The following is a 23,861-nucleotide window of genomic DNA, read 5'->3' as shown; positions in this document are numbered from 1 at the left end:
TAGTGCGTGCCGTAGCGGCTGTGGTGCAGGCGGTTGTCGCGGAACAGCGCGTCGTGCGAGACATCGACGTAGAGCGCATCGCGCACGAAGCTGACGTTGTTGCCGATGATGCGCGCGCGGCGCGTGTTGTAGAGCTGGATGCCGTTGCCACGGCGGGGCGAATCGAAGTCACGCTTGCCGGTGATCAGGTTGTTCTCGATCAGCACGTCGTTGGCCTTCTCGATCCACAGCCCGAACAGCGTGTAGGAGAAATCGCAGTTGCGTACCACCGCCTTGTGCGAGCCGGGGTAGATGTAGACGCCGGCGTGCTGGTACAGGGTGTCGCCGCCGGAATTGGCGATGATCAGGCCTTCGATGGTGACGTCCTCGGCCTTGACGCTGATGGTGTTTTCCTTCAGCTCGCCGTCGATCGTCGGCCGCTCGATGCCGCGCAGGGTCAGCGGTTTGTCGATCAGCAGGTGGCCGAAATAGCGCCCGCGCTCGACTTCGATGGTGTCGCCCGGGGCGGCGCGGTCGATCGCGGCCTGGATGGATTCGCCTGCCTTGACCCGCCACACTTCGGCCGCGGCCGCTGGCGCAGCAAACGTCGCGAACAAGCCGGCAGCGAGCAGCGCCGCCATTGCGATGCTCCGCAGGGCGGTGAGGGGCTTCATGATGCGCTCCATGTCGGGAAATCGGCGGAGAAAAGCAATCGAGGGGCTTGCCGCCCCTCGATTCAGGCCAGGCAGCGCTGACGGCGTGCCCTGCAGGATCACGGACGCACGATCATGCGCGTACGCATCTCCAGGTGCAGGGCGTGGCAGAAGTGCGTGCAGTAGCACCAGAACACGCCCGGCTTGTCGGCGGTGAAGGTGACCGACTTGGTTTCCAGCGGATTGACGGTGAAGTTGATGTCGTATTTCGGCATCGCCCAGCCGTGCGTCAGATCCTCCACCTTGTCGAGGTTGGTCAGGATGATGGTGACTTCATCGCCGACGTTTACTTCGAATTCGCGCAGGGAGTAAGCCGGCGCCATCGAGGCAATCTTGACCGTGACCTTGTTGCCGTCACGGAACACACCGGAATCCTTCGGATCCTTCACCGCGAGCGGATGGGCGTCCAGTACGCCGACCTGGCGGGTATTGATGATGTCGCGCCGGACGATGACGAAATCGTGCGGCTCAGGATGCACCGGGTGGTCGGCCAGCAGCACCATCTTTTCGCCGCGGATGTCGATCAACTGCTCGTTTTCCGGGTGCATCGGGCCGACCGGGAGGAAGCGGTCCTTGGAGAACTTGCAGCCCACCGCGAGGAACTGGCCGTCGGCCTCGCGGGTTTCGCCCATCGAGGAATTGATGTGGCCTGGCTGGTAATGCACGTCGATGCGGTCGACCACGCTCTGCACGGACTTGTCGCCGGCAGAGAACTGGATCGCCTTCTCGATGTTCCACTTGACCACCTGGCTGTCGAGGAACAGCGTGGTGAAGGCGTTGCCGCGGCCGTCGAAGGTGGTGTGCAGGGGGCCGAGACCGACTTCGACTTCGGCGACCACCGCCTTGCGGATGTCGTCGAGCTTGCCGTCGAACCATTCGGCGACCTTGCTCAACTCGATCACGGTGCAGGTGGGCGACAGCTTGCCCGAGCAGATGAAGTACTTGCCGTCCGGGCTGGCATTGACGCCGTGCGGGTTCTTGGGCACCGGGACGTAGCCGGCCAGCGCGGTGGCCGCATCGGTGTTGGCGGCCCTGGTGCCGTCCACCACCGGTACCCTGGAGTCGCCGATGGTGGTGAACTTGCCGTCCTTGATCGCCTGCTCGACGCGGCCCACGTCCAGGAACACGCAGGCGTCCATTTCGGCCGACATCATGTCTTCGTAATGCGCGCCGCCTTCGGTGTTGTACTGGTTCGAGGCAGCGAAGCGGCCGTCGTACGACGTCGCCACGAGGTCCATGTTGCCGTCGACCTTCGCTTGCCAGCGGACCTCCATGGTTTCGGCATCGACGCAGGTGAACAGGCAGAAGTACTTCGTCGGGTCGTCCAGGTCGCGGCCGTCGTTGGGTTGCGGAATGTGGAACTCATTGCCGCAGAACACGCGGGTGGTATGGTTGATCGCAGGATCGACCGGGTCGCGCTTGTCCGGGAAGATGCCGTGGAAGCCCTGGATGTTGGGCAGCTCGGTGATCGCGTCGCACTCGAAGACGTCGCCGCGGATACGGGCCAGGCGGCCGTGGATCTTGTCGTTGACCCAGAAATACTTGCCGTTGAAGGTGCCGTTGGTGTACGAACCGTGGATGTGGTGCGTGTCGCCCGTCATGTACTTCGGGCGCCCGTCGGGGCGGGTGCCGATGACCTTCTTCGACTCGTTGGTGATGCCCCAGCCGCTCATGCAGTCGATGTTGAAGGTCGGGATGCGCTTGATCTCCCGGCCCGAGGGCAGGCCGAGAATGCGGCATTCGCCCGAGTGGCCGCCGGACCAGACGCCGTAGTAGGTATCGAGTTCGCCCGGCTGCATGTGCAGGTGCATGTCGCTTGCGGCGGCTGCCGGCACGCCGGAGGGGGCCGCTGCAGATGGCGCAGCGGGTGCGGGAGCCGTTTCGTTGTTGCAGGCCGACAGGCCGACCGACAGGCCGGCACCGGCCAGGCCGGCGAAGGCAGCGGTGTTCAGGAACTTGCGGCGGCTCGGATCCGGCATCGCATCGGCCGGGTTCATCTTCATCTCTTCGTTCATGATCATCTCGCTCCCTTTCTGGCTTGATCGACGCTCGTCCAGGCATCCGGAACTCATGGGCCTGGCGACTGCCCGCATGAATGCCCATGACAAACGTTTCGTGGCAGTTCCTTGCAGATGCACTTTAGGCCCGCCAGGAAGGGGGAGACTTGATATATGTTAAAAGATGATTATATTGCCATGAACGAATATTCAATCGGTACGGTGGATCGGGGAGGAAGAAATTCCGGTATGCCGGACAGCTTGAACGGCAAGAGTGCGTTTCCTCGGACGACTATCCCGAAATCCACCTGCGCTATGCGTGCATCTTGCGCGAGGGGGCTCGGGCGCTACAATTCCCGTGGCTGCCGGACCCGGCCCTGCGTGTGGGCTGTTGCCGATCGGGCACGACCGGCCTGCTGTTCCTCGGAGCCTCGAAAGTATCCATTCCACCGGGGCTGAATCCTCGTGTGCCCATCCGTTCCGGGCGCCGTACTGAAGGATGGCCATGATCCGGTTCATTGTCCTTGCCTGTCTGTGCTTCGTCGCGGCCTCGGTGCTTGCGACCTGGCTGTACGGCGTCTTCGCAGCCCGCGTCCAGGGAGAGATCTCCCGGGCGCTGCCGGTCGAGGGTGGGCAGACGCTGCTCGACCGGCAGATCGGCGCCGCGACGGATGCGCACCCGGGCGAAAACGGCCTGGTCCTGCTGGCCGAGAACCTCGACGCCTTTGCCGCGCGCGGCCTTTCGGCCCGCAAGGCCGAGCGTTCGCTCGATCTGATGTACTACATCTGGCATGAGGACCTGACCGGCCGGCTTCTCCTTGCCGAGGCGCTTGCCGCGGCCGGGCGCGGCGTGCGGGTGCGGATCCTGATCGACGACATCGGCACCAGCCATACCTGGGACGCGATGATCGCGATGGCGCACCATCCGCAGATCGAGATCCGCATCTTCAACCCGACCCGGGCGCGGGAGGGCAGCCTGCGACGCGGCCTCGAAATGGCGCTGCGGGCATTCAGCGTGACGCGGCGGATGCACAACAAGGCCTGGATCGTCGATGGGCGCATCGCGATCCTGGGCGGGCGCAACATCGGCGACGAGTATTTCGATGCGGCCGAAGAAACCAATTTCCGCGACATGGACGTACTGGTGATGGGGCCTGTCGTCGCTCAGGCGGAAACGATCTTCGACGACTACTGGAACAGCGGCGTGGCGCTGCCGATCGACAGGCTCTCGCCCGTGCAAGACCCCAGTGCCACACTGGAACGTATTGCCCCGGGATTGAGCGGCACCGCCGATGAGGCCGCTGCCCGCCCATACCTGCAGCGCCTCGTCGAACGGCTCTCGCTGCTCGACCCCGAGGCGGAGCAGCCCCATTGGACGGCAAGCGCACGGATCATCGCCGATCCGCCGCAGAAGGCGCTTGGCAGGGATGGCGAGAACTGGCTGATGCACGAGCTGCGGCCGGTATTCGAGGGCGCGCGCGAACGGCTCGAGATCACCTCGCCCTATTTCATTCCCGGAGAGCAGGGTACGGCGATACTCGCCGCCATTGCCGCAAAAGGCGTTTCGGTTTCGGTCCTGACCAATTCCCTGGCCGCGACCGATGTGGCTGCGGTCCATGGCGGCTATGCGCGCTACCGCGTCCCGCTACTCGAGGCGGGCATCAGGCTCTGGGAACTGCGCCCCGAGGATCAGGACAAGGATTTCTCCCTGCGCGGGTCGAGCGGTGCAAGCCTGCATACCAAGGCCTTCAGTGCCGACGGGCGCGTGGGCTTCATCGGTTCGATGAATCTCGATCCGCGCTCGACTTCGCTCAACACCGAGATGGGCGTGCTCTTCGATTCCGAGACGCTGGTGGCGAAGATGGCGGCAGTCTGGCAGCGTGAAACCGCGCCTTCGCGCAGCTACGAGGTCCGTCTGAAGCCGGAAGGCGGGCTGGAATGGAGCGCAGGCCAGAACGGGGAGATCGTCCGCTACGACCGGGAGCCCGAAACTTCGCTGCGGCGGCGGCTTGCCGCGCGAATCATCGGCATGCTGCCGCTGGAGTCGCAGCTTTGAACCGCGGATGACGGCTGCGGCAAGCATTCGCCGGCTGTGCAGGAGGCAGAAAGGGAGTCAGTCCGAATGGGGAAATTGCTGCGTACGCTTGCTCTCGCATCCATGTGCCTGGCCTTCATGCTGCCTCTGGCGGCGAAGGGGCAGGCGGCGCCCTGCAATGCCGGGCAAGCGGTCAGGCTGGCAGACCTGAACTGGGAAAGCGCTTCGTTCACCACGCATGTCGTCCGCCGGATACTCGCCTCGGGCTACGGCTGCGCGACGGAGATCGTGCCCGGTGCGTCGGCTGCCATCGAGTCGGCCCTGGCCCAGGACGATCTGCAGATCATCGCGGAAATATGGTCCGGCAGGTCGTCCATCATCGAAGAAGCGATCCGGCAGGGAAAGATCGAAGTCGTGGGCGATACCCTGGCCGGCGGAGCAGAGCAGGGCTGGTATGTGCCCGATTTTCTGGTTCATGGCGACGCCGAGCGGGGGATCGAGGCGCTGGCGCCCGATCTGCGCAACTGGCGCGATCTGCCGCGATACAAGTCGCTCTTCACCGATCCTGAAGACCCCGGCAAGGGGCGTTTTCTCAACTGCCCGTCGGGCTGGGTCTGCGAAGCGACCAACAGCCGGCTGCTGCGCCTGCATGGCCTGGAAGAGCACTACACCAACTTTCGCGCCGGTACCGGCGCCGCGCTGGATGCGGCCATCAACTCGGCCTACGACAGGGGACGGCCGATCCTGTTCTACTACTGGCAGCCCGCAGGGTTGATGGCCAAGTACAAGTTCCACCGGATAGAGCAGGACCCTTTCGAGCAGAAATGCTGGGACGCCATCGTCAGCGGCGACGGCGATCTCTGCTCCTCCGACTTCCTGCGGGCGCGGCTCTCGGTGGCCGTGTCCGCGCCCTTCGCCGACCGAAACCCGGACCTGGTGGCCTTTTTCGAAAAGCTCCAGTTCGAACCGGCGCTGATGAACCGCATGATTCTGGAAATGACCGAAGCCCGCAGGAGCGGCGAGGCCATGGCCGACCGGTTCCTGCGCGAGCACCCGGATGTATGGCGAGCCTGGCTGCCGCAGGAGGTGGGCGCGCGCGTCGCCGCAGCGCTGGCGCCGGCCGGTATGCCCGAGATTGCCGGAGCGGCGCCGGCCGGCCACGGCATCTTCCCGGACTGGTCCGCTTCCGATCTCGTGAACAGGCAGCTCATGGGCATGGTCAAGGAATACGGCGGTGTGTTCCGCCGGGTCAGCGACTTCATGCTGGCCGGCGTGCTGCTGCCGGTCGAGCGCCTGATGCTGGCGATTCCACCCTGGGGCTTCCTGCTGCTGGTCGCCGCGCTGTCCTGGCATGCCACGCGAAAGCCCGTGGCGGCGGTGCTGTATCCGGCCTGCCTGTACCTGGTCGGCGCCATGGGCCTGTGGGACAAGCTCATGCAGACGTTCGCCCTGGTCCTGGCATCGACGCTGGTGTCCATCGTCATCGGCATACCCTTGGGCATCGTCGCCGCGCGCAGCCGCGTCCTGCGCCGGGTGCTGGCTCCGGTGCTGGACGTCATGCAGACCCTGCCGAGCTTCGTGTATCTGATTCCGGTGCTGATGCTGTTCGGCCTGGGCAAGGTGCCGGCCCTGTTCGCCACCATCATCTATGCGGTGCCGCCGCTCATCCGCCTGACCACGCTCGGCTTGCGCCAGGTCGATCCCGACGTCGTCGAAGCGGCGCAGGCCTTTGGCGTCACGCGCTGGCAGATGCTGACCAAGGTGACGCTCCCGCTGGCCCGGCCGAGCATCATGGCGGGGATCAACCAGACCACCATGATGGCGCTGGCCATGGTGGTGGTGGCGTCGATGATCGGCGCGCGCGGCCTGGGCGAGGACGTACTGGCGGGCATCCAGACGCTGGACGTGGGCCGCGGCCTGCAGGCGGGGGTGGCCATCGTGATCCTGGCCATCGTCATAGACCGGATCACCCAGGCCTACGGACGGCCGCGCCGGCAGCGCGCCGCCACGTCGGAGGAGAAGCCGCGATGAGCGAGGCCAAGATAGAGATACGCGACGTGTACAAGGTTTTCGGCCCGCGCGAAGGCGGGCCGCAGGAGGCCAGGGCGGTCGAGCTCCTGCGCCAGGGCTGCGACAAGGCCAGCGTCCAGGCCGAGACCGGCTGCAACGTGGGCCTGGCCGGGGTCAGTGCCACGCTCGCCGCGGGGCAGATATCCTGCATCATGGGCTTGTCGGGATCGGGCAAGTCCACCCTGGTCCGTCATCTGAATCGGCTGATCGACCCTTCGGCCGGGCAGATCCTGATCGACGGCAGCAACATCCTGGACTTGAGCATGGCCGACCTGCGCGAGCTGCGCCGGCACCGCGTCAGCATGGTGTTTCAGAATTTCGGCCTGCTGCCGCACGTCAACGTCATCGACAACGTGGCCTTCGGCCTCGATGTCCGCGGCGAAAGCCAGGCGCAAGCGCGCAAGAAGGCAGCCGTCTGGCTGGAGCGGGTGGGGCTGCTCGGTTATGAAAACAACTACCCCGACGAGCTGTCGGGAGGCATGCGCCAGCGAGTCGGGCTGGCGCGCGCGCTGGCGATCGACGCCGACGTCCTGCTGATGGACGAAGCTTTTTCGGCGCTGGACCCGCTGATACGCCGGGACATGCAGGACCAGATGCTGGCCCTGCAGCAGCGCCTGCAGAAGACCATCGTCTTCATCACGCACGACATCGACGAAGCCCTGCGCCTGGGCCGATACATCGTCATCCTGCGCGACGGCAAGGTGGAGCAGATGGGCAGCCCGGACGACATCCGCAACCATCCGGCCAATGAGTATGTCGAAAGATTCATGGTGCGGCGCTCGGCAGCCTGAGTGACGACAGCCCGATCACTGTGCCTATGACATCGATAGAAACTATTAAATTTCGTTGTTTGAATAATTTTCATAAAATTCAAACACCCATTCAGACAATGGGGTCTATCGACTAACCAGCAGCAGGAGTTCGCCATGAATGACGATACCAAGAAGTGTCCCGTGACCCAGCTGACGACCGATTTCGGTGCCCCAGTCGTCACCAACCGCGACAGCCTCACTGCCGGTCCGCGCGGTCCCTTGCTGGCGCAGGACGTGTGGCTCAACGAAAAACTCGCCAATTTCGTGCGCGAGATCGTTCCCGAGCGCCGCATGCATGCCAAGGGTTCGGGCGCCTTCGGCACTTTCACGGTGACCAAGGACATCACCTGTTACACCCGGGCCAAGATCTTCAGCGAAGTCGGCAAGAAAACCGAAATGTTCGCCCGCTTCACCACCGTGGCCGGTGAGCGTGGCGCCGCCGACGCCGAGCGCGACATCCGCGGCTTCGCCCTCAAGTTCTATACCGAGGAAGGCAACTGGGACATGGTCGGCAACAACACGCCGGTGTTCTTCGTCCGCGATCCGCGCCAGTTCCCCGATCTGAACAAGGCCGTCAAGCGCGATCCGCGCACCAACATGCGCAGCGCCACCAACAACTGGGACTACTGGACGCTGCTGCCCGAGGCGCTGCACCAGGTCACCGTGGTCATGAGCGACCGCGGCATCCCCGCCAGCTACCGCCACATGCATGGCTTCAGTTCGCACACCTACAGCTTCTGGAACGCGAAAGGCGAGCGCTTCTGGATCAAGATGCACTTCAGGACCCAGCAGGGCATCAAGAACCTGACCGACGCCGAGGCCGAAGCTCTGGTCGGCAAGGACCGCGAAAGCCACCAGCGCGACCTGTACGAGGCCATCGAGCGCGGCGACTTCCCCAAGTGGACGATGTACATCCAGGTCATGCCCGAGGCCGATGCCGAGAAATACCGCCTGCACCCCTTCGACCTGACCAAGGTCTGGTACAAGGGCGACTACCCGCTGATCGAAGTGGGCGAGTTCGAGCTGAACAAGAACCCGGAAAACTTCTTCGCCGACGTCGAGCAGAGCGCCTTCTCGCCGTCCAACCTGGTGCCCGGCATCGGCGCCAGCCCGGACCGCATGCTGCAGGCCCGCCTGTTCAACTACGCGGATGCGCAGCGCTACCGCCTTGGCGTGAATCACCACCAGATCCCAGTCAACCGGGCACGCTGCCCGGTGCATAGCAACCACCGCGACGGCGAAGGCCGGGTGGATGGCAACTACGGCGGCCTGCCGCACTACGAGCCCAACAGCTTCGGCCAGTGGCAGGCGCAGCCGGAGTTCGAGGAGCCGCCGCTGCGCCTGACCGGCGAAGCCAAGTACTGGTCCTACCACCAGGACGACGACAACTACTTCGAGCAGCCGCGCAAGCTGTTCCAACTGATGACGCCGGCGCAGCAGGAAGCCCTGTTCGGCAACACCGGCCGCGCCATGGGCGATGCACCGGAGTTCATCAAGTTCCGCCATATCCGCAACTGCCATGCGGCGGATCCGGCCTACGGCGCCGGCGTGGCCAAGGCGCTCGGCATCGACCTGGAGAAGGCGCTGGCCTCCAAGCAGGACGACCCGATGTACGGCAACCCGCTGGTGCCGCTGCCTGCCTGACGTGAATCGGGCCATGTCCGGCACCGGAAGGTGCCGGGCGGCAGTGGATTTGATGCGATGGGGGGCTTGTGGGCGGCGATTGCTGCCCACAAGCCCCTTAACGTTTGGGTGTCGAAACCAAACCCAGACGCGGCAGCAGCTTTACGTAGAGCAGTTCACTGACGAGTTCCACCAGCGTCTGCGCGACGATCGCCGCCGGTATCAAGGGAAGGGCGCCCGGAATCGCCAGCCCCAGCGGCAGCACGACCAGCGAGTTGCGGGTGGCGCTGCTGAAGGCGACTGCCCGCCCCTGATCCGCCGGCAGCCGCCAGCCGCGCGCCACCGTCCAGCCCAGCAGCGGCGAGACGACGGCAAAGGCGATGTAGACCGGTACGACCGCGCGAACCGCATCCAGCGCCAGGCCGAGCTGGGGCGTCACGGCCGCGACGACGACGAACAGCACCGCCGCGGTGGCGGGCACGGGGAACAGCCCCAGCAGGGACGCCGCTTTCGCGCCCGTTTCGGTGCGGGCGGCCCATGCCTGGCAGGCGGCGGCAAGCGCCAGCGGCACTGCGATCAGCCAGGTGAAGGCATGCAGGAAGGGCTCCCATTGCACGACCCGGGCCGCGCCCTCACCGAGAAACAGCCCCAGGAAAACCGGCAGCAGCAACATCTGCGCGGCCAGCAGCACCGGCGTGGATGCCAGCAGTGCCCGGGCATCGGCACGGCCGAGATGGGCGAAGGTCACCACATAGTCGATGCACGGCGCCAGCAGCACCAGCAAGGCGCCGGTGCGCAGCAGCGGATCGTCCGGCAGCCAGTTCATCAGCACCGCCGCCAGTATCGGCACGACGATGAAGTTCGCCGTCAGCAAGGCGCCGAGGAAGCGCACGTTCGCCAAGGCCTGGCGCAGCTCGATCAAGGGCACCTGCAGGAAGGTGACGAACAGCATGAAGGCGAGCAGGGGATCGATCGCCGGCGCCAGTGCCGCGGTGCCCGGCAGCAGCCACGCCAGCGCGGCGGCGAGCAGCACTGCGAGGAAATAGATGGCAACCTGCCGGGATTCGAGCCGTTCCCGCAGCGCGGCAGCAGACATGTTGATCAATCCTGAAGATCGGCGCCATGGCAGATCCGGCCATGGGGGTTGGCAGCCTTGGGCGGACAGCGGTCGCCGGAGGGGAAGGAGCAACGCCGAAGATGATGAAATCGTCGAGCGATTCTACCCGCGTCTTCTCCACTGGCCGGTGGCCTTCCGGTACCAGCACGGAGGAAACCGAATTTCCAGCGCAGCCCGAGCAGGATCAAGGGTGAGGAGTCCCGTGTGTCGATGCGCACGGCGTGCCGCTCCTGCGACGGCATCTGCTGCAGCTTGACGAAGATGGTGGCGCCTTCCTCGCTGGGTGGCTGATGGCCCGAACCGGGCGGATTACACAGATACCAGCCCGCCGGATAGTGGGCATCGTCTTCGGAGAAGATTCCGGACAGCACGAGAATTTCCTCGCCGCCGGGGTGCGGATGGGGCGGGAATCAGGATCCAGGTGCGTAACGCACGATACTGGTTGCGGGGGCCCGATTCGAACCTACGCAGTCCAGCATCACACGCTCGACGCCGCTCTGAGGCGAGGCCACCCAGTGGTATTGGTTGGCTGCGACGATGGCCGAGCGGGAAAAATCGGCATTAATCAGCATCGAGATGTTTTCGGCAATGGGCGCGCGCGGCAGACAGATAAAACCGGCAACGCACGCCCGATGTGGCTCAGGGCTTGGGCAACTGTGCGTGGGTATCGAGCACGCGCGCGGAATAGACGAGGGCGGCGCCCGCGTTCAGGGCGATCGCCACGCCCAGTGCTTCGGCGATTTCCTCACGGGTCGCGCCGTGTTCGACGGCTTTCTGGGTGTGCACCGAGATGCAGCCGTCGCAGCGCGTGGTCACTGCCACGGCCAGGGCAATCAACTCATGTACTTTGGGGTCCAGATGTCTCCCCTTGGCCGCAGCGCCGTCGAGCGCCGCGAAACCTTTGATCACTTCCGGATTCAGGGAGCCGAAATCGCCGATGCGTTCCATCAGTGCATCGCGATAGGTGTTCCAGTTCTGCATTTCCATCCTTGTCTCCTTCGGGGCAGGCCGGATTCCGGGATGGAGTCCGGCGCCGAAAGTGTATGCGACTGTCCGCGTACGTCGTGGTCAGTTGCGGCCAGCCATGACGCCGCCGTCGACATCCCAGACTGCGCCCGTCACCCAGCCTGCCTTGTCCGAGAGCAGGAAGGCGACGGCCTCGGCGACGTCCTGCGGTGTGCCGACACGGCCGATGGGGTGGAAGCTGTTGAAGCCTTGCAAGGCTTCGTGCACTTCTGCCTTGGGAATGAAGCCTTCGTAGATCGGGGTTTCGACCACGGCCGGTGACACCGCATTGACGCGGATCTGCCTGGGGGCGAGTTCCATCGCCAGATGCTGGGTCAGCGAATGCAGGCCGGCCTTGGCCATCGAATAGGCGGAAGACGGCGTGGCGGCGATGGCTTGTTTGGCCCACATCGAACCGATGTTGACGATCGCACCGGGCTTGCCTTGGGTAACCAGATTGGCGGCGACCTTCTGGGTGATGAAGAAGAAGGCCTTGTTCAGCTTCATATACTGGTCGTAGTCGGCTTCCGAGTGCTCCAGGAAAGGCTTGGGGAAGAACACGCCTGCTGCATTGACCAGCAGGTCGATGTCGGTGTGCTGCTCGTCGATGATGTCGAGCAGTGCGGCGAGGCTTTCGCTGCTGCTGAGGTTTGCGGTCAAGGCCCAGGCTTGGCCCCGTGCAGCCAGCTCCTTGCGTGCTTGCTCGGTTTTCTCCGCATTCCTGCCGACGATCACCGCGCTGCCGCCGCCAGCGATCACCATGCGTGCCGTCTGCAGGCCCATTCCGCTGCTGCCACCGACGACGAGCAGCTTCTTGCCCTTGAATTGATCGTTCATTTGAAGTCTCTCTGTTTACCTGCCGGCTGGCAGTTGGGCGCAGATTCTTCGCCGACTTCCTGCGGGCAGCAAATGAGATAAAGTGTCTGTCATTGAAAGAAAAACTTTCCCGTGATGAAACTGCCCGTTCATCTCAACGCCTTGCGCGCATTCGAAGCCAGCGCCCGGCATCGGAGCTTTTCGGCTGCCGCGCAGGAACTGAACGTCACGCCCGCTGCCGTGGGCCAGCTCGTTCGCGGCCTGGAGGAATGGCTCGGGACGCCCTTGTTCATCCGCAGCAGCAGCGGCCGCGCCAGGCTCGTTGCCACCGATGCGGCTTTACGAGCGCTGCCCGACATCCGGGCCGGCTTCGATCGCCTGGCGATCGGCCTCGAACGGCTGAAAGAAGGCGCCGGCGGCGGAGTGCTGACCGTCACCGTCAGCCCGGCTTTTGCCGCCAAGTGGCTGCTGCCGCGTTTCGAGCGCTTCCAGGCCGCATGCCCGGATACCGACCTGCGCCTGGAAACGAACCTCAAACCGGTCGATTTCGTCGCCCAGCGCGTGGATATCGGCGTGCGCTACGGTGCGGGAAGCTGGCCGGGCCTGGTGGCGGAGAAGCTGATGGACGAGGAGATCTACCCGGTGTGCTCGCCCGAGCTGCTGCGTAGCCAGCTTTTGCACGAGCCGGGCGACCTCGGCCGCGCCACGCTGATCCATGACCTGTCGATGGATGGCCATGCGGGCTTCCCGACCTGGGAAAAGTGGCTGCAGAAGATGGGGGTGGCCGGTGTGGCGGCTTCACGCGGGCTGAGAATCAACAACTCCGCGGCCGTCCTGCAGGCTGCGATCGAGGGCCGGGGCGTGGCGCTCGCCCGCAGCGTGATGGCCCACGACGATCTGGCATCCGGCCGGGTGCTGCGGCTGTTCCCCGGGGTCCGCTTCGCTTCCGAGCTGGGCTACTACGTCGTGTATCGGCCGGAAAGCGCTGGCATGCCGAAGCTGCAGACATTCCGGGACTGGCTGTTGCGGGAGGCGGCTTCGGGCGGGCAGACCCTGCGAGCGCCTGACGAGCGCTTACAGTAGTTATTAGCCTCGCTAATTTATCAAAGCAGAGGTTTTCGGGGAAAATCCTCGGACTCGAACAAGAGCCGCTTCGAAACACAGGCTCGCATAATCTGCGCCCCGTGCGCTTACCCCCAGAGGAGTTCGCCAATGACACATCTCCAAGTCAACGGCCAGACCAGGAAGGTCGACGTGCCGGACGACATGCCCTTGCTGTGGGCCCTGCGCGACGAGCTCGGCATGACCGGCACCAAGTTCGGCTGTGGCATCTCGGTATGCGGTGCCTGTATGGTCCACATCGACGGCCAGCCCGTGCGCGCCTGTGTCACGCCGGTCTCGGCCGCGGCCGGACGCGAGATTTCGACCATCGAAGGCATGGAGGCCGACCGCATCGGCCAGGTGGTGCAGCAGGCCTGGGCGGAGAACAACGTCGCCCAGTGCGGCTACTGCCAGGCCGGCCAGATCATGACCGCGGTGAGTCTGCTGAAGACCACGCCGGCACCCACCGAGCAGCAGATCAACGATGCCATGAGCGGCAACATCTGTCGTTGCGGCACCTACCCGCGCATCCGCGCTGCCATCGAGCAGGCAGCGGGCAGCCTGGTTTCGGGGGGCCGGCAATGACTGCGACCGTGCGACTTTCCCGGCGCGCCTTCCTGCAGGGCAGCCTCGGTGTGCTGACCCTGGCCGTCACCTCCAGCGGGCTGGTCAGTGCGGCCAGGGCGGCCGATGCCGAAGCGCCGAAATATGGCGCCGATTCCATGCCCGGCGGCACGGTGGACGATCCGCTGGTCTTCGTCTCGATCGCCGAAGACGGCACCGTGACCATCGTCGCCCACCGCGCCGAGATGGGCACCGGTGTGCGCACCAGCCTGCCGATGGTGGTGGCCGATGAGATGGAGGCGCTGTGGGAGCGCGTCGAGGTGGTGCAGGCCGAGGCGGACGAGGGGCGCTACGGCAACCAGAACGTCGATGGCTCGCGCAGCGTTCGCCACTTCCTGATGCCGATGCGGCGCGTGGGGGCGGCGGCACGGCAGATGCTCGAAGCGGCTGCGGCGGCGCGCTGGTCGGTGCCGGTGTCCGAAGTCAGGGCGGTGCAGCACGAGGTGCTGCACGAGCCCAGCGGCCGGCGCCTGGGCTTTGGCGAACTGGCGGCCGACGCGGCACGGCAGCCGGTGCCAACGGCCGATGCTCTGAAGCTCAAGGCGCGGGAGGATTTCCGCTACATCGGCAAGGACAAGGTGAGGCTGGTCGACCTGGAAGCGATCGGCAAGGGCGAGGCCGTCTATGGCATGGACATGCGCCTGCCCGGCATGGTCTACGCCGTGGTGGCACGCCCGCCGGTGGTCGGCGGCAAGCTGCGGAAATTCGATGGCAGCAAGGCGCTGACCGTGCCCGGCGTGCTGAAGCTGGTGGAGATTCCCGCTTTCCAGGGCGCGCCGGCCTTCCAGCCGCTGGGCGGCATCGCCGTGGTTGCGCGCAATACCTGGGCCGCCATCCAGGGCCGTGACGCGCTGGAAATCGAATGGGACGACGGCCCCAACGGCAGCTACGACTCCGTCGCCTACCGCCAGGAACTGGAAGCCGCATCGCGTGTGCCCGGCAAGCTGATGCGCGACCAGGGCAATGTCGCGGAGGCATGGGCGAAGGCGCCGGAAGCCGAGCGCCTGGCTGCCGAATACTACATTCCGCATCTGGCCCATGCGTCGATGGAGCCGCCGGTCGCCACCGTGCGGATCGAGGACGGCCGTGCCGAGGTCTGGACTTCGGTGCAGAACCCCGCCGCGGCGCAGGCCGCCGTGGCCCGGCGGCTGAAACTCGAGCCGGGGAAGGTCAAGGTCAAGGTGCTGCTGCTGGGCGGTGGCTTCGGCCGCAAATCCAAGCCGGACTTCGTCGATGAAGCGGCCATCGTCGCCCAGGCCATGCCCGAAGGCACGCCGGTCAAGCTGGTGTGGACGCGCGAGGACGACATCCATCACGACTACCTGCACACCGTCTCGATCGAACGCTTGGAAGCCGTCATCGACGGCAGCGGCCAGGTGCAGTCCTGGCTGCACCGCAGCGCCTCGCCGACGATTGCTTCACTGTTTGTCGAAGGCGCCAAGGGACAGCAGATCACCGAATCGGCGATGTCGGCGATCAACATGCCGTATGTGATCCCGAACGTGCGGGTGGAAACCGCCGAAGTGGCGGCCCATGCGCGCATCGGCTGGTTCCGCTCGGTGGCGAACATCCCGCACGCCTTTGCGGCCCAGTGCTTCATCGCCGAACTGGCGCATCGTGCCGGCAAGGATCACCGCCAGTTCGCGCTCGAGCTGATCGGCCCGGCGCGCAGGATCGACCCCGGCATGATGGCCGATACCTGGAACTACACCGAGTCGCCCGAGCGCTACCCTTACGACACCGGCCGCCTGCGCGGCGTGATCGAGGCCGCATGCGAGGGCGCCGGCTGGGGGCGCGAACTGCCCGAAGGGCACGGCCTGGGCCTGGCGTTCTGCTACAGCTTCATGAGCTACACCGCCACGGTGGTCGAGGTGAAGGTGGATGCCAGCGGCGAAGTGCAGGTGGTGGCGGTGGACATGGCGCTGGACTGCGGCCCGCAGATCAAACCCGAGCGCATCCGCGCGCAGATGGAAGGCGGTGCGATCATGGGCCTGAGCCTGGCGCTTGCCAGCGAGATCAGCTTCGAGAACGGCAGGGTCAGGCAGAGCAACTTCCACGACTACGAAGTGCTGCGCCACCAGGCCTCGCCGCGCGTGATCCGCACCCACCTAGTCAACGACGACCACGAGCTGCCGCCCGGCGGCGTCGGCGAACCACCGGTGCCGCCGGTAGCGCCGGCGCTGTGCAATGCAATCTTCGCCGCCACCGGCAAGCGCGTGCGCAGCCTGCCGGTGCGCACGGTGGCATAGCGCGACGTGCAGCAAGCGCCCACCGTGATCGTGCTGGCCGCCGGGCGGGGCGAGCGCTTCGCCCGCGCCGGCGGCAGCACGCACAAGCTCGATGCGCTGCTGGCCGGCGTGCCGGTGCTCGAGCATGTGCTGCGCCGCGTCGCCGCGTCGGGCCTGGCTTGTCATGTCGTGCGGCCGGCAAACGGCACGGATGGCATGGGCGACTCCATCGCCCGCGGCGTCGCTGCCACGACCGATGCCGCCGGCTGGCTGATCCTGCCGGGCGATCTGCCGCTGGTCGACGCCCGCAGCCTGCTGCGGGTGGCGGAGGGCTTGGCTTCGCATCCGGTGGTCATGCCGTTCTGGAATGCACGGCAAGGCCACCCGGTCGGCTTCGGCCGCGAATGCCGCGCGGCGCTGATGGCACTGGGCGGCGATGCGGGTGCGGCTGCCGTCGTGCGGGCGCAGCGGCAGGCGGGGAGGGTGCTGGACATGGAGCTGGACGATGAGGGCATCGTCCTGGACATCGACACGCTGGACGATCTGGCACGGGCCGAGGCCCTGCTCGAAACCCGGGGAGCAGTCTGATGGAAAGTGTCGACGTGCGCGTGCTGCGCGCGGCGCGGGACTGGCATGCAGCCGGACATCGGCTGATGCTGGCCACGGTGGTCAAGACCTGGGGCTCGTCGCCGCGGCCGCCCGGCTCGATGATGGCGCTGCGCGAGGACGGCCGCTGCATCGGTTCGGTCTCGGGCGGCTGCATCGAGGACGACCTGATCCATGGCTACACCACGGTCTATGGCGGCCCGGGCATGCCGTGCTCGGCGCCCAGGCTGGTGCGCTATGGCGTGACTGCCGACGAAGCGCACCGCTTCGGCCTGCCGTGCGGCGGTACGCTGGAGCTGCTGCTGGAGTTCGAACCGGATCCTGCCGCGCTCGATGAGCTGGTGCGGCGCCTGGAAGCGGGGCAGCTCGTCCGCCGCACGGTGGATTGCCGCTCCGGCGCAGCGAGCCTGAAAGCGGCCAGCGCGCCCGAGCCGCTGCATTTCGACGGCACCATGCTGTCCAGCACCTTCGGGCCGCAGTACCGGATGCTGCTGATCGGCGCCGGCGCATTGGCCGAATACGTGGCGACGATGGCGCTGTTCAACGACTTCGCCGTGACGCTGTGCGATCCGCGTGCCGAACACCGGGATACCTGGGCCGTGGCCGGCGTGCACATCACCACCGAAATGCCCGACGACGCCGTGCGCATTTTTGCCCCCGACGCCCGTAGCTGCATCGTCGCCCTGAGCCACGATCCCAAGCTCGACGACATGGCGCTGCTCGAAGCATTGCACAGCCCGGCGTTCTACGTCGGCGCCATCGGCTCGCGGCGCAACGCGAACAGCCGCACGCAGCGCTTCATCGAACACTTCAACGAGACGGAAGCGTCCGTGCAGCGCCTGCATTCGCCAGTGGGTCTCTACATAGGCAGTAAAACACCTGCGGAGATCGCGGTGAGCGTGATGGCTGAAATTCTGGCGGTCAAGAACGGCGTGGTGCCCACGCGCAGGCTGCGCGCCGAGTTCCAGTCGTCCAGACCTGTGAAGGCGTGAAGCGGGGCGGCCGCAGCGCCGCTTGAACCCCTGCCGAGCGCCGTGGTCCTTCCTCGGCACGCCGGCGTCGGCGGCTCACAGGAAAGAGGTCGTCAGTGCGGTCCATGTTCATTGCCCTGTCCATCCAGATGCTTTCGATGGCTTGCGTGGCTCCGCTTGCATCGGCTCAAACGACTGCCGGTACCGTTCGTGCCCAGGGCGACATGGCCAGCCCTGCTGCAGTGGACGAGGGCAGCCTCGTCGCTGCACTGGACGGGATTCTCGACGACGCCGAATCGCTGACACCGCTGCAGACCGTCGTCGTCGCCCACGAGGGCGAGATCGTGGCCGAGCGCGGCTACCGGGGCCACACCACCACGGCATCGACCAACATCAAGTCGGCCTCCAAGCTGGTGATCTCAGCCCTGGTCGGCATCGCGATCGACAAGGGCGTGCTCGAAGGCACCGACCAGGCCGTGGCGCTCTTGCTCGCACGCGATCTGCCGGCCGACCCCGATCCGCGCATGCAGCGGCTGACGATCGGCCACCTGCTGTCCATGCAGGCAGGGCTGGGATCGACTTCCGGCCCCCGGTACGGCCCCTGGGTGGCGAGCCGCAACTGGGTGCGTGCCGCGCTCGCCCGGCCTTTCGAGGACGAGCCCGGCGGGCGGATGATCTATTCCACCGGCTCCACGCACCTGCTGTCGGCCATCCTGAGCCGGCGGACGGGCCGTTCGATGCTGGAACTGGCGCGCGACTGGCTGGGACCGCTCGAAGAGTTTGCGATCACCGCCTGGACGCGCGATCCGCAAGGCATCCACCTCGGCGGCAACGAGATGGCCATGAGTCCGCGCTCGCTGCTGGCCTTCGGCGAGCTGTATTGCAACGGCGGCGTGACCCGTTCGGGCGAGCGCGTGCTGCCGCGCGAGTGGATCGCCGCTTCGTGGCAGCAGCGCACGCGCTCGCCATGGACGGGCGACGGCCACGGTTATGGCTGGTTCCTGACCGAATTTGCCGGCGAGCAGGTGCGTTATGGCTGGGGCTACGGCGGGCAGATGCTCTATGTCGTGCCGCGGCTGAACCTGACGGTGGTGATGACTTCGGACGACAGTGCCTCGGCCGCGCGCAGCGGCCATCGCAGCGATCTGCACCGGCTCATGGGCAGGATCATTGCCGCCAGCTCCGCCCACGGGCGATAGCCGTCATCCCCGCATGATCGGCAGACCGGCCAGCGCCTCCCTGAGCCGCAGCATGTCCCAGGGCAGGAACTCCGCGGTGCCGAGCCCGACCACGTCACAGGCGCCGCTGACGTCCTGCAGCAGGCGGATGACTTGCCCCAGCCGCATCGTGCCCTGGACGATGCCGTCGAACATGCCTTCCGGCTGCTCGGGCTTGTTGAACAGCAGTGGCGAGAAGTGGGCGGCGTCGAGCACGTCCAGATCGAAATGCACGGCCAGGTGGGTGATGCCTTCGGCCTCGATCCAGTCCAGGATCGGCTGGCTGCTGTCGGCGAGATCGGCAGCGGGAGTATGCCGCACACCCAGCTCCTGGAGAATGCGGCCTTCGGCCTCGGTCCAGGCGCTCATGCCGGCGATCATCACGCGCGCAGGATCCAGCTTGCGCTCGACTTCGGCAGTGAATTCCTCGTCGCCGCGGCCCAGCAGCATGCCCAAGACGTGGGCATGGGCGTGAGAGAACTCGGCGGTGCTCATGACGTCGGGGTGAGCATCGATCCACAGCACGCCCAGCCTGCCGTCGTGAATGCGGTTCAGGTAGGCCATGGGGGCGAGATCGACGAGGCAGTCGCCGCCCAGCACGACGATGCGCTCGGGCTGGTGCCGCTCGATGGCCGCACGTGCGGCGCGGGCCTGCGACAGCAGGGCGCTGCGGGCCTTGATGCCCTGTTCGATCTGAAGCGGCTGCCCGAATGCAACCGGAACCTCCACCGTTTCTTCCGGCCCTTCGTGCGCGGGCGCCAGCCAGCGCAGCAGTTCAGAGCCGAAGCGGTAAGCGGGTTCGGTGCCGCCTTGCCATTGCGGGAAATTGAGTCTGAGTGTTTTGGTGCTCATTCTGGTTTGCCGATGCAAAAAGCCCATGGAAGACGACGATCGGCCGTATTCCATGGGCAGGGGGCATGTTGTCGCCTTAGCGGGAGCAGCAGCTTGTTCATGAGTACCGTCACGCCAGCTTCGTGCCGGTGGCGCGTTCGAGTTCAGCCAGCAGACGATCCTGAAACTGGATGTCCTCGACTGCTGGATGCGGCTCCTCGCGGCGCTGATGGTGCCAGTACCCACCGCTGGTCAGCGCTTCGGGATCGTCGCTGGTGGCGAGCCATTCCTGGGTAAGGTGGCCCAGCCGCAGGTCGTCCGGCGCACTGGGGCCGCCCATCCTGGTCGGCACCCAGCCGGGATTGACCGCGTTGCTGTACACATCGGGCCACAGCCGTGCGACGGCCGCGGTCAGCGTGGTGATGAAGAGCTTGCTGTCCGAATAGCTGCCGGTGGCGGTTTGGCCGGACCAGTCGATACCGTCCAGGTTGGCACGTCCGCTCTTGTGCATCGCGCTGCTGAGGTAGATCAGGCGCTGAGGGCGCTGGATCAGGGCAGTGAGCAGATAGGGGGCGACGACATTGACCACCATCAGATGCGCACCGGAGATGACGCCGGCGTTGTGGATCACGGCATCCATCCGGCCGATGGCATTGACCTGCCCGGCGAGGTCGTGGATCTGCGCGATATCCGACAGATCGCCGATCGTGGCGACAGCACCCTGATCCACGAGCTCCTGCACGGCCGTCAGCCTGGCTCGGGAGCGGACATGCACGACGACGTCGTGGCCTTCGCCGAGCAGCGTCCTGGCTGCGGCATGGCCCAGGCCGTCGGCCGAGCCGGTGATGAAGACGCGGCGCTTGCGGGCCGTGGCACCTGCCGCTGGCATCTGGGCTTGCACAGGCATGGCGGACAGCAGCGATCCGGCAGTCAGTGCCGAACCCAGCCCGGCACCTGCGGCGAGAAACTTTCTTCGATCCATCGACGTATCCTCCGATCATGCTGCCGGGGGGCAACAGCTTGACGGGCCGAAGCAGGAGGCAACCCTCTGCTGGACATCTTGGCGCGGATCACCATTGGGCCCTGGCCACCGTCAACGTCATTGGAGACAGCATGGAGGCCGCTGCGTTCGGGATCGACGGTCTGCCGAGTCAGGCTGCCGCCCTCACCAGGCGTAGGCTTCGGGTGCTTCGCCTCCCGGTCCCGGCCAGATCTCGTCCAGTTTCGCCAGCACCTCGTCGGAAAGTTTCAGCTCCAGCGCCTTGAGGTTCTCGCGCATCTGCTCGACGGTGCGCGGACCGCTGATCGCGGAGGTCACGACCGGGTTGTGGATCACCCAGGCGAGAGCGACGACTGCAGGCGCCTCGCCCAGCTCCTGGCACAGCGCCTCCCAGGCTTCGAGCTGCGGGCGGAAGCGCTCGATCTGCGCCTGCAGACCCGGCGTCGCGCGGCGGCCTTCGGTGATCCTGCCCAGCACGCCGCCCAGCAGGCCCATGCCGATCGGGCTCCAGGGGATCAGGCCGATCCCGAGGTGGCGCAGGGCAGGGATCACTTCCAGTTCGATGGTGCGCTGGGTGAGGTTGTAGAGGCTCTGCTCGGACACCAGGCCGAGCAGATTGCGCGAGGCCGCCGCGCCCTGCGCCATGGCGATGTCCCATGCGGCGAAGTTGCTGCTGCCGACGTAGGTGATCTTGCCTTCGCGGATCAACTGTTCCATCGCCTGCCAGATTTCCTCCCATGGCGTCGCGCGGTCGACGTGGTGCATCTGGTACAGGTCGATGTGATCGGTCTTGAGCCGCTTCAGGCTCGCTTCGCAGGCGCGGCGGATGTGGTAGGCCGACAGGTACTTGTCGTTCGGGCCGGTGCCCATCGGCTGATAGACCTTGGTCGCCAGCACGATCCGGTCACGGCGCGATTTGTCCTTCGCCAGCCAGTTGCCGATGATTTCCTCCGAGGTGCCGTACCCCTTCTCCATGTCGGGCGACTGCGGGCCGCCATAGACGTCGGCGGTGTCGAAGAAGTTGATGCCGGCGCCGAGCGCCTCGTCCATGATCCTGAAGCTGCTCGCCTCGTCGGTCAGTTCGCCGAAGTTCATCGTGCCCAGCGCGATGCGGCTGACCCTGAGGCCGGTGCGGCCCAGGTGCTTGTAGCCATTCGCACCGGTCGCGGCGCGGCCTGTGGTCGCAGCCTGCGCACTGCTTGCCGACAGGGCGCCGAGCAGGGAGGCAGCGGCGATGCCCGCCACGCCTGCGCCGGCCATTTTCAGCACGCGCCGCCTTCCGTGTTCGGTGGCTGCAGGGTTGAAGCGAACGGAATTCATGTCACTGGATTGCTTGAGCATTTTTCATGTCCTCGATCGAGGCCCGCCAGCCGGGGTGATCACTGACCGGCCAGCGGATCAACGTACCGTCAGGCCGCCGTCCACGGTCAGCGCTTCGCCGACCACGTAGCTGGCGCCGGGGCTGCACAGCCACAGCACTGCCGAGGCGATTTCCTCGGGACGGCCGGCGCGGCCGATGGGTGCGCCTTTTTCCAGCTCGGCAAAGGCTTCTTCGCTGCCGCCGACGACGTCGCGGGCGATCTGGGTGTCGATGGTGCCGGGATTGACCGCGTTCACGCGGATGCCCTGCGTGCAGTACTCCAGGCCGGCAGTGCGGGCCAGGCCGACGACGCCGTGCTTGGAGGCAATGTAGGCGCCGATGCCGGGATTGCCGGTCAGCGCGCCGACCGAGGCGTTGTTGACGATCGCACCGCTGCCCTGGCGCTGCATCTGCAGCAGTTCGTACTTCATGCAATTCCATACGCCGCGCAGATTGATGCCGATCACGCGCTCGAATTCCTCGCTGGTGGCATCGGCCGTCGGCGCGATCTGCGCCATGACGCCGGCGTTGTTGAAGGCCATGTCGAGGCGGCCGTACTCCGTGACAGTCTTCTCGACCAGCGCGGCGACCTGCGCCTCGTCGCTGACGTCGCAGGCGATGCCGATGGCGGTACCGCCATCGGCAACGATCTTCGCGGCTTCCTGGGCTACGCGCTCGCCGTCCAGATCGGACAGCACCACCGATGCGCCGCTCTGGGCGAAAGCGCGGGCCGTGGCCAAACCCATTCCCGCGGCTGCGCCGGTCACCAGTGCAACCTGGCCCTTGAAGTCATACGTCGGATTCATGTTTCGGTTCTCCAATGTGCTTGATAAGCTGATGCAGTACTGCTCATTTGGTGCGCGGCTTCCGGCGGCATGCTGTTGTCAAGGCGAATCACTGCGATCGAACCGGCGGCAGCCCCTTGCTGAACACCTTGGCGTGGAACACCGTCGCGCCTTGTCCGCCGTCGCCATCGTTGCTGACGGCGTAGAGGTCGTTGCGTCCGGGGTCGATCGCCAGGCTGGTCGATGCCAGGTTGTGGCCATCATCGCGCCCAGGCAGCAGCACTTGGCCGATCGGAATGCCGTTGCGGTTGAAGGCCAGCACGCGGCCCTGGCCGTAGATCGCCACGTAGACGTTGCCGTCGGCGTCCACCCGCATCGAGTCCGGCGCAGGGCCGACGAAGCGATAGGCGATGGCGGAGCCGATCGGTGCGATGGTGTTTGCATCGGCGAGGTGGATGCGGTGCAGCAGGTTGCGGCCGAACTCCGTTGCCCACAGTGACTTGCCGTCGGGACTGAGCGCGATGCCGTTGGCCATCGCCAGGTTCGGCAGCACCGGCGTGACCGTCGAGAAATCCGGCGAGGTGTAATGGACGCCGCCAGTGGGCTCGGTGGCGGTGCCCTTGAAGTCGGTGAAGTAGAAGCCACCCTCGGCATCGAACACCAGGTCGTTGGGCAGGTAGCCGGCCTCGGGCGGAATGATGGTCTGGAGCTCGGAGCCGTCCTGATTCACGGCTAGGATGGTGGCCATGCGGCGATGAAGGTTCGAGCCACTGTCATGTACTCACCAGGGCTGGTTGGCGGGGCCGACCGTAAACTCGTTGACTGTCGTATCCCCGGGCTGATCGATGGCGAAGGCGACGACCCTGGCGCCCTGGCTGGCAAGCAGCCTGGCAGTGGCTTCGCCGATGCCCGACGATGCGCCGGTGACGATGACGACTTTGTCCTTGATCATGATGTCGCTCCGTGCCGGT

The 23,861-nt window shown here is 66.0% G+C and carries 21 protein-coding genes and 1 pseudogene; 10 read left to right on the top strand and 12 right to left on the bottom strand.

All coding sequences use genetic code 11. From position 1 onward, the window contains the following. Window positions 1-653: right-handed parallel beta-helix repeat-containing protein (locus NX068_RS19290; protein WP_263462838.1), on the bottom strand; the 653-nt coding region annotated here is incomplete at its 3' end. A 98-nt stretch (window positions 654-751) separates the two neighbouring features. After that, the gene (nosZ, locus tag NX068_RS19285; RefSeq protein ID WP_263462837.1) at window positions 752-2,707 is read right to left on the bottom strand and encodes a TAT-dependent nitrous-oxide reductase; all 1,956 of its coding nucleotides are present in this window, start codon (window positions 2,705-2,707) and stop codon (window positions 752-754) included. Between the two features lie 487 nt (window positions 2,708-3,194). Between nosZ and NX068_RS19280 the strand changes: the two genes are divergently transcribed. The 4 genes from NX068_RS19280 (at window position 3,195) to NX068_RS19265 (ending at window position 9,250) form a co-directional block, all read left to right on the top strand. Next, the gene (locus tag NX068_RS19280) at window positions 3,195-4,745 is read left to right on the top strand and encodes a phospholipase D family protein (protein ID WP_263462836.1); all 1,551 of its coding nucleotides are present in this window, start codon (window positions 3,195-3,197) and stop codon (window positions 4,743-4,745) included. A 66-nt stretch (window positions 4,746-4,811) separates the two neighbouring features. Next, on the top strand, window positions 4,812-6,755 hold the full coding sequence (locus NX068_RS19275) for a glycine betaine ABC transporter substrate-binding protein (RefSeq protein WP_263462835.1): 1,944 nt from the start codon (window positions 4,812-4,814) through the stop codon (window positions 6,753-6,755). Further along, window positions 6,752-7,585: a quaternary amine ABC transporter ATP-binding protein gene (locus tag NX068_RS19270; protein ID WP_263462834.1), complete on the top strand. Its 834-nt coding sequence runs from the start codon at window positions 6,752-6,754 to the stop codon at window positions 7,583-7,585. The genes NX068_RS19275 and NX068_RS19270 overlap by 4 nt, the downstream gene beginning before the upstream one ends. 135 nt (window positions 7,586-7,720) lie before the next feature. Then, window positions 7,721-9,250, top strand: a complete 1,530-nt coding sequence (locus NX068_RS19265) for a catalase (protein WP_263462833.1) — start codon at window positions 7,721-7,723, stop codon at window positions 9,248-9,250. A gap of 97 nt (window positions 9,251-9,347) precedes the next feature. On the opposite strand, the gene NX068_RS19260 is transcribed toward NX068_RS19265, so the two are convergent. The 4 genes and pseudogenes from NX068_RS19260 to NX068_RS19245 all read right to left on the bottom strand — a co-directional run bounded on the left by NX068_RS19260 (window position 9,348) and on the right by NX068_RS19245 (window position 12,188). Then, window positions 9,348-10,325, bottom strand: a complete 978-nt coding sequence (locus tag NX068_RS19260; protein ID WP_263462832.1) for an arsenic resistance protein — start codon at window positions 10,323-10,325, stop codon at window positions 9,348-9,350. A 5-nt stretch (window positions 10,326-10,330) separates the two neighbouring features. Further along, window positions 10,331-10,744 (bottom strand): annotated as a pseudogene (locus NX068_RS19255) (cupin domain-containing protein); the annotation flags it as partial. 241 nt (window positions 10,745-10,985) lie between these two features. Next, entirely contained in the window at window positions 10,986-11,333 is a 348-nt protein-coding gene (locus NX068_RS19250; RefSeq protein WP_263462831.1) for a carboxymuconolactone decarboxylase family protein, read from the bottom strand. Window positions 11,334-11,414: 81 nt separating this feature from the next. Continuing rightward, the gene (locus NX068_RS19245; protein ID WP_263462830.1) at window positions 11,415-12,188 is read right to left on the bottom strand and encodes an SDR family NAD(P)-dependent oxidoreductase; all 774 of its coding nucleotides are present in this window, start codon (window positions 12,186-12,188) and stop codon (window positions 11,415-11,417) included. Between the two features lie 114 nt (window positions 12,189-12,302). On the opposite strand from NX068_RS19245, the gene gcvA reads away from it, so the two are divergent. The 6 genes from gcvA (at window position 12,303) to NX068_RS19215 (ending at window position 18,896) form a co-directional block, all read left to right on the top strand. Then, complete coding sequence (gcvA, locus tag NX068_RS19240; RefSeq protein ID WP_263462829.1) at window positions 12,303-13,250, top strand: transcriptional regulator GcvA; 948 nt, start codon at window positions 12,303-12,305, stop codon at window positions 13,248-13,250. 129 nt (window positions 13,251-13,379) lie between these two features. Beyond that, entirely contained in the window at window positions 13,380-13,853 is a 474-nt protein-coding gene (locus tag NX068_RS19235; RefSeq protein WP_263462828.1) for a (2Fe-2S)-binding protein, read from the top strand. Continuing rightward, complete coding sequence (locus NX068_RS19230) at window positions 13,850-16,141, top strand: xanthine dehydrogenase family protein molybdopterin-binding subunit (protein WP_263462827.1); 2,292 nt, start codon at window positions 13,850-13,852, stop codon at window positions 16,139-16,141. Before NX068_RS19235 ends, NX068_RS19230 begins: the two co-directional genes overlap by 4 nt. A 6-nt stretch (window positions 16,142-16,147) precedes the next feature. After that, window positions 16,148-16,708, top strand: coding sequence for a nucleotidyltransferase family protein (locus tag NX068_RS19225; protein ID WP_263462826.1), 561 nt, complete (start codon window positions 16,148-16,150; stop codon window positions 16,706-16,708). Further along, the gene (locus tag NX068_RS19220) at window positions 16,708-17,718 is read left to right on the top strand and encodes an XdhC family protein (RefSeq protein ID WP_263462825.1); all 1,011 of its coding nucleotides are present in this window, start codon (window positions 16,708-16,710) and stop codon (window positions 17,716-17,718) included. The genes NX068_RS19225 and NX068_RS19220 overlap by 1 nt, the downstream gene beginning before the upstream one ends. A gap of 203 nt (window positions 17,719-17,921) precedes the next feature. Beyond that, window positions 17,922-18,896: a serine hydrolase domain-containing protein gene (locus NX068_RS19215; protein WP_263462824.1), complete on the top strand. Its 975-nt coding sequence runs from the start codon at window positions 17,922-17,924 to the stop codon at window positions 18,894-18,896. Window positions 18,897-18,899: 3 nt separating this feature from the next. Here the strand turns inward: NX068_RS19215 and NX068_RS19210 are convergent, their stop codons facing one another. The 6 genes from NX068_RS19210 to NX068_RS19185 form a co-directional block, all read right to left on the bottom strand. Then, on the bottom strand, window positions 18,900-19,766 hold the full coding sequence (locus NX068_RS19210; protein ID WP_263462823.1) for an arginase family protein: 867 nt from the start codon (window positions 19,764-19,766) through the stop codon (window positions 18,900-18,902). 109 nt (window positions 19,767-19,875) lie between these two features. Then, window positions 19,876-20,727: an SDR family NAD(P)-dependent oxidoreductase gene (locus tag NX068_RS19205; RefSeq protein ID WP_263462822.1), complete on the bottom strand. Its 852-nt coding sequence runs from the start codon at window positions 20,725-20,727 to the stop codon at window positions 19,876-19,878. A 183-nt stretch (window positions 20,728-20,910) separates the two neighbouring features. Continuing rightward, on the bottom strand, window positions 20,911-22,065 hold the full coding sequence (locus NX068_RS19200; protein WP_263462821.1) for an aldo/keto reductase: 1,155 nt from the start codon (window positions 22,063-22,065) through the stop codon (window positions 20,911-20,913). Between the two features lie 78 nt (window positions 22,066-22,143). Beyond that, window positions 22,144-22,911: a glucose 1-dehydrogenase gene (locus tag NX068_RS19195; protein ID WP_263462820.1), complete on the bottom strand. Its 768-nt coding sequence runs from the start codon at window positions 22,909-22,911 to the stop codon at window positions 22,144-22,146. Between the two features lie 88 nt (window positions 22,912-22,999). Continuing rightward, entirely contained in the window at window positions 23,000-23,638 is a 639-nt protein-coding gene (locus NX068_RS19190; RefSeq protein ID WP_263462819.1) for an SMP-30/gluconolactonase/LRE family protein, read from the bottom strand. Between the two features lie 33 nt (window positions 23,639-23,671). Next, window positions 23,672-23,842: an SDR family NAD(P)-dependent oxidoreductase gene (locus NX068_RS19185; protein ID WP_268740380.1), complete on the bottom strand. Its 171-nt coding sequence runs from the start codon at window positions 23,840-23,842 to the stop codon at window positions 23,672-23,674. Window positions 23,843-23,861 lie beyond the last annotated feature (19 nt).

Source organism: Thauera carbonicopians (genome assembly GCF_025699485.1).
Taxonomy (GTDB): Bacteria; Pseudomonadota; Gammaproteobacteria; order Burkholderiales; family Rhodocyclaceae; genus Thauera.
Note: the sequence above shows the minus strand (reverse complement) of the source record. Positions and strands in the feature narration are given on the sequence as shown.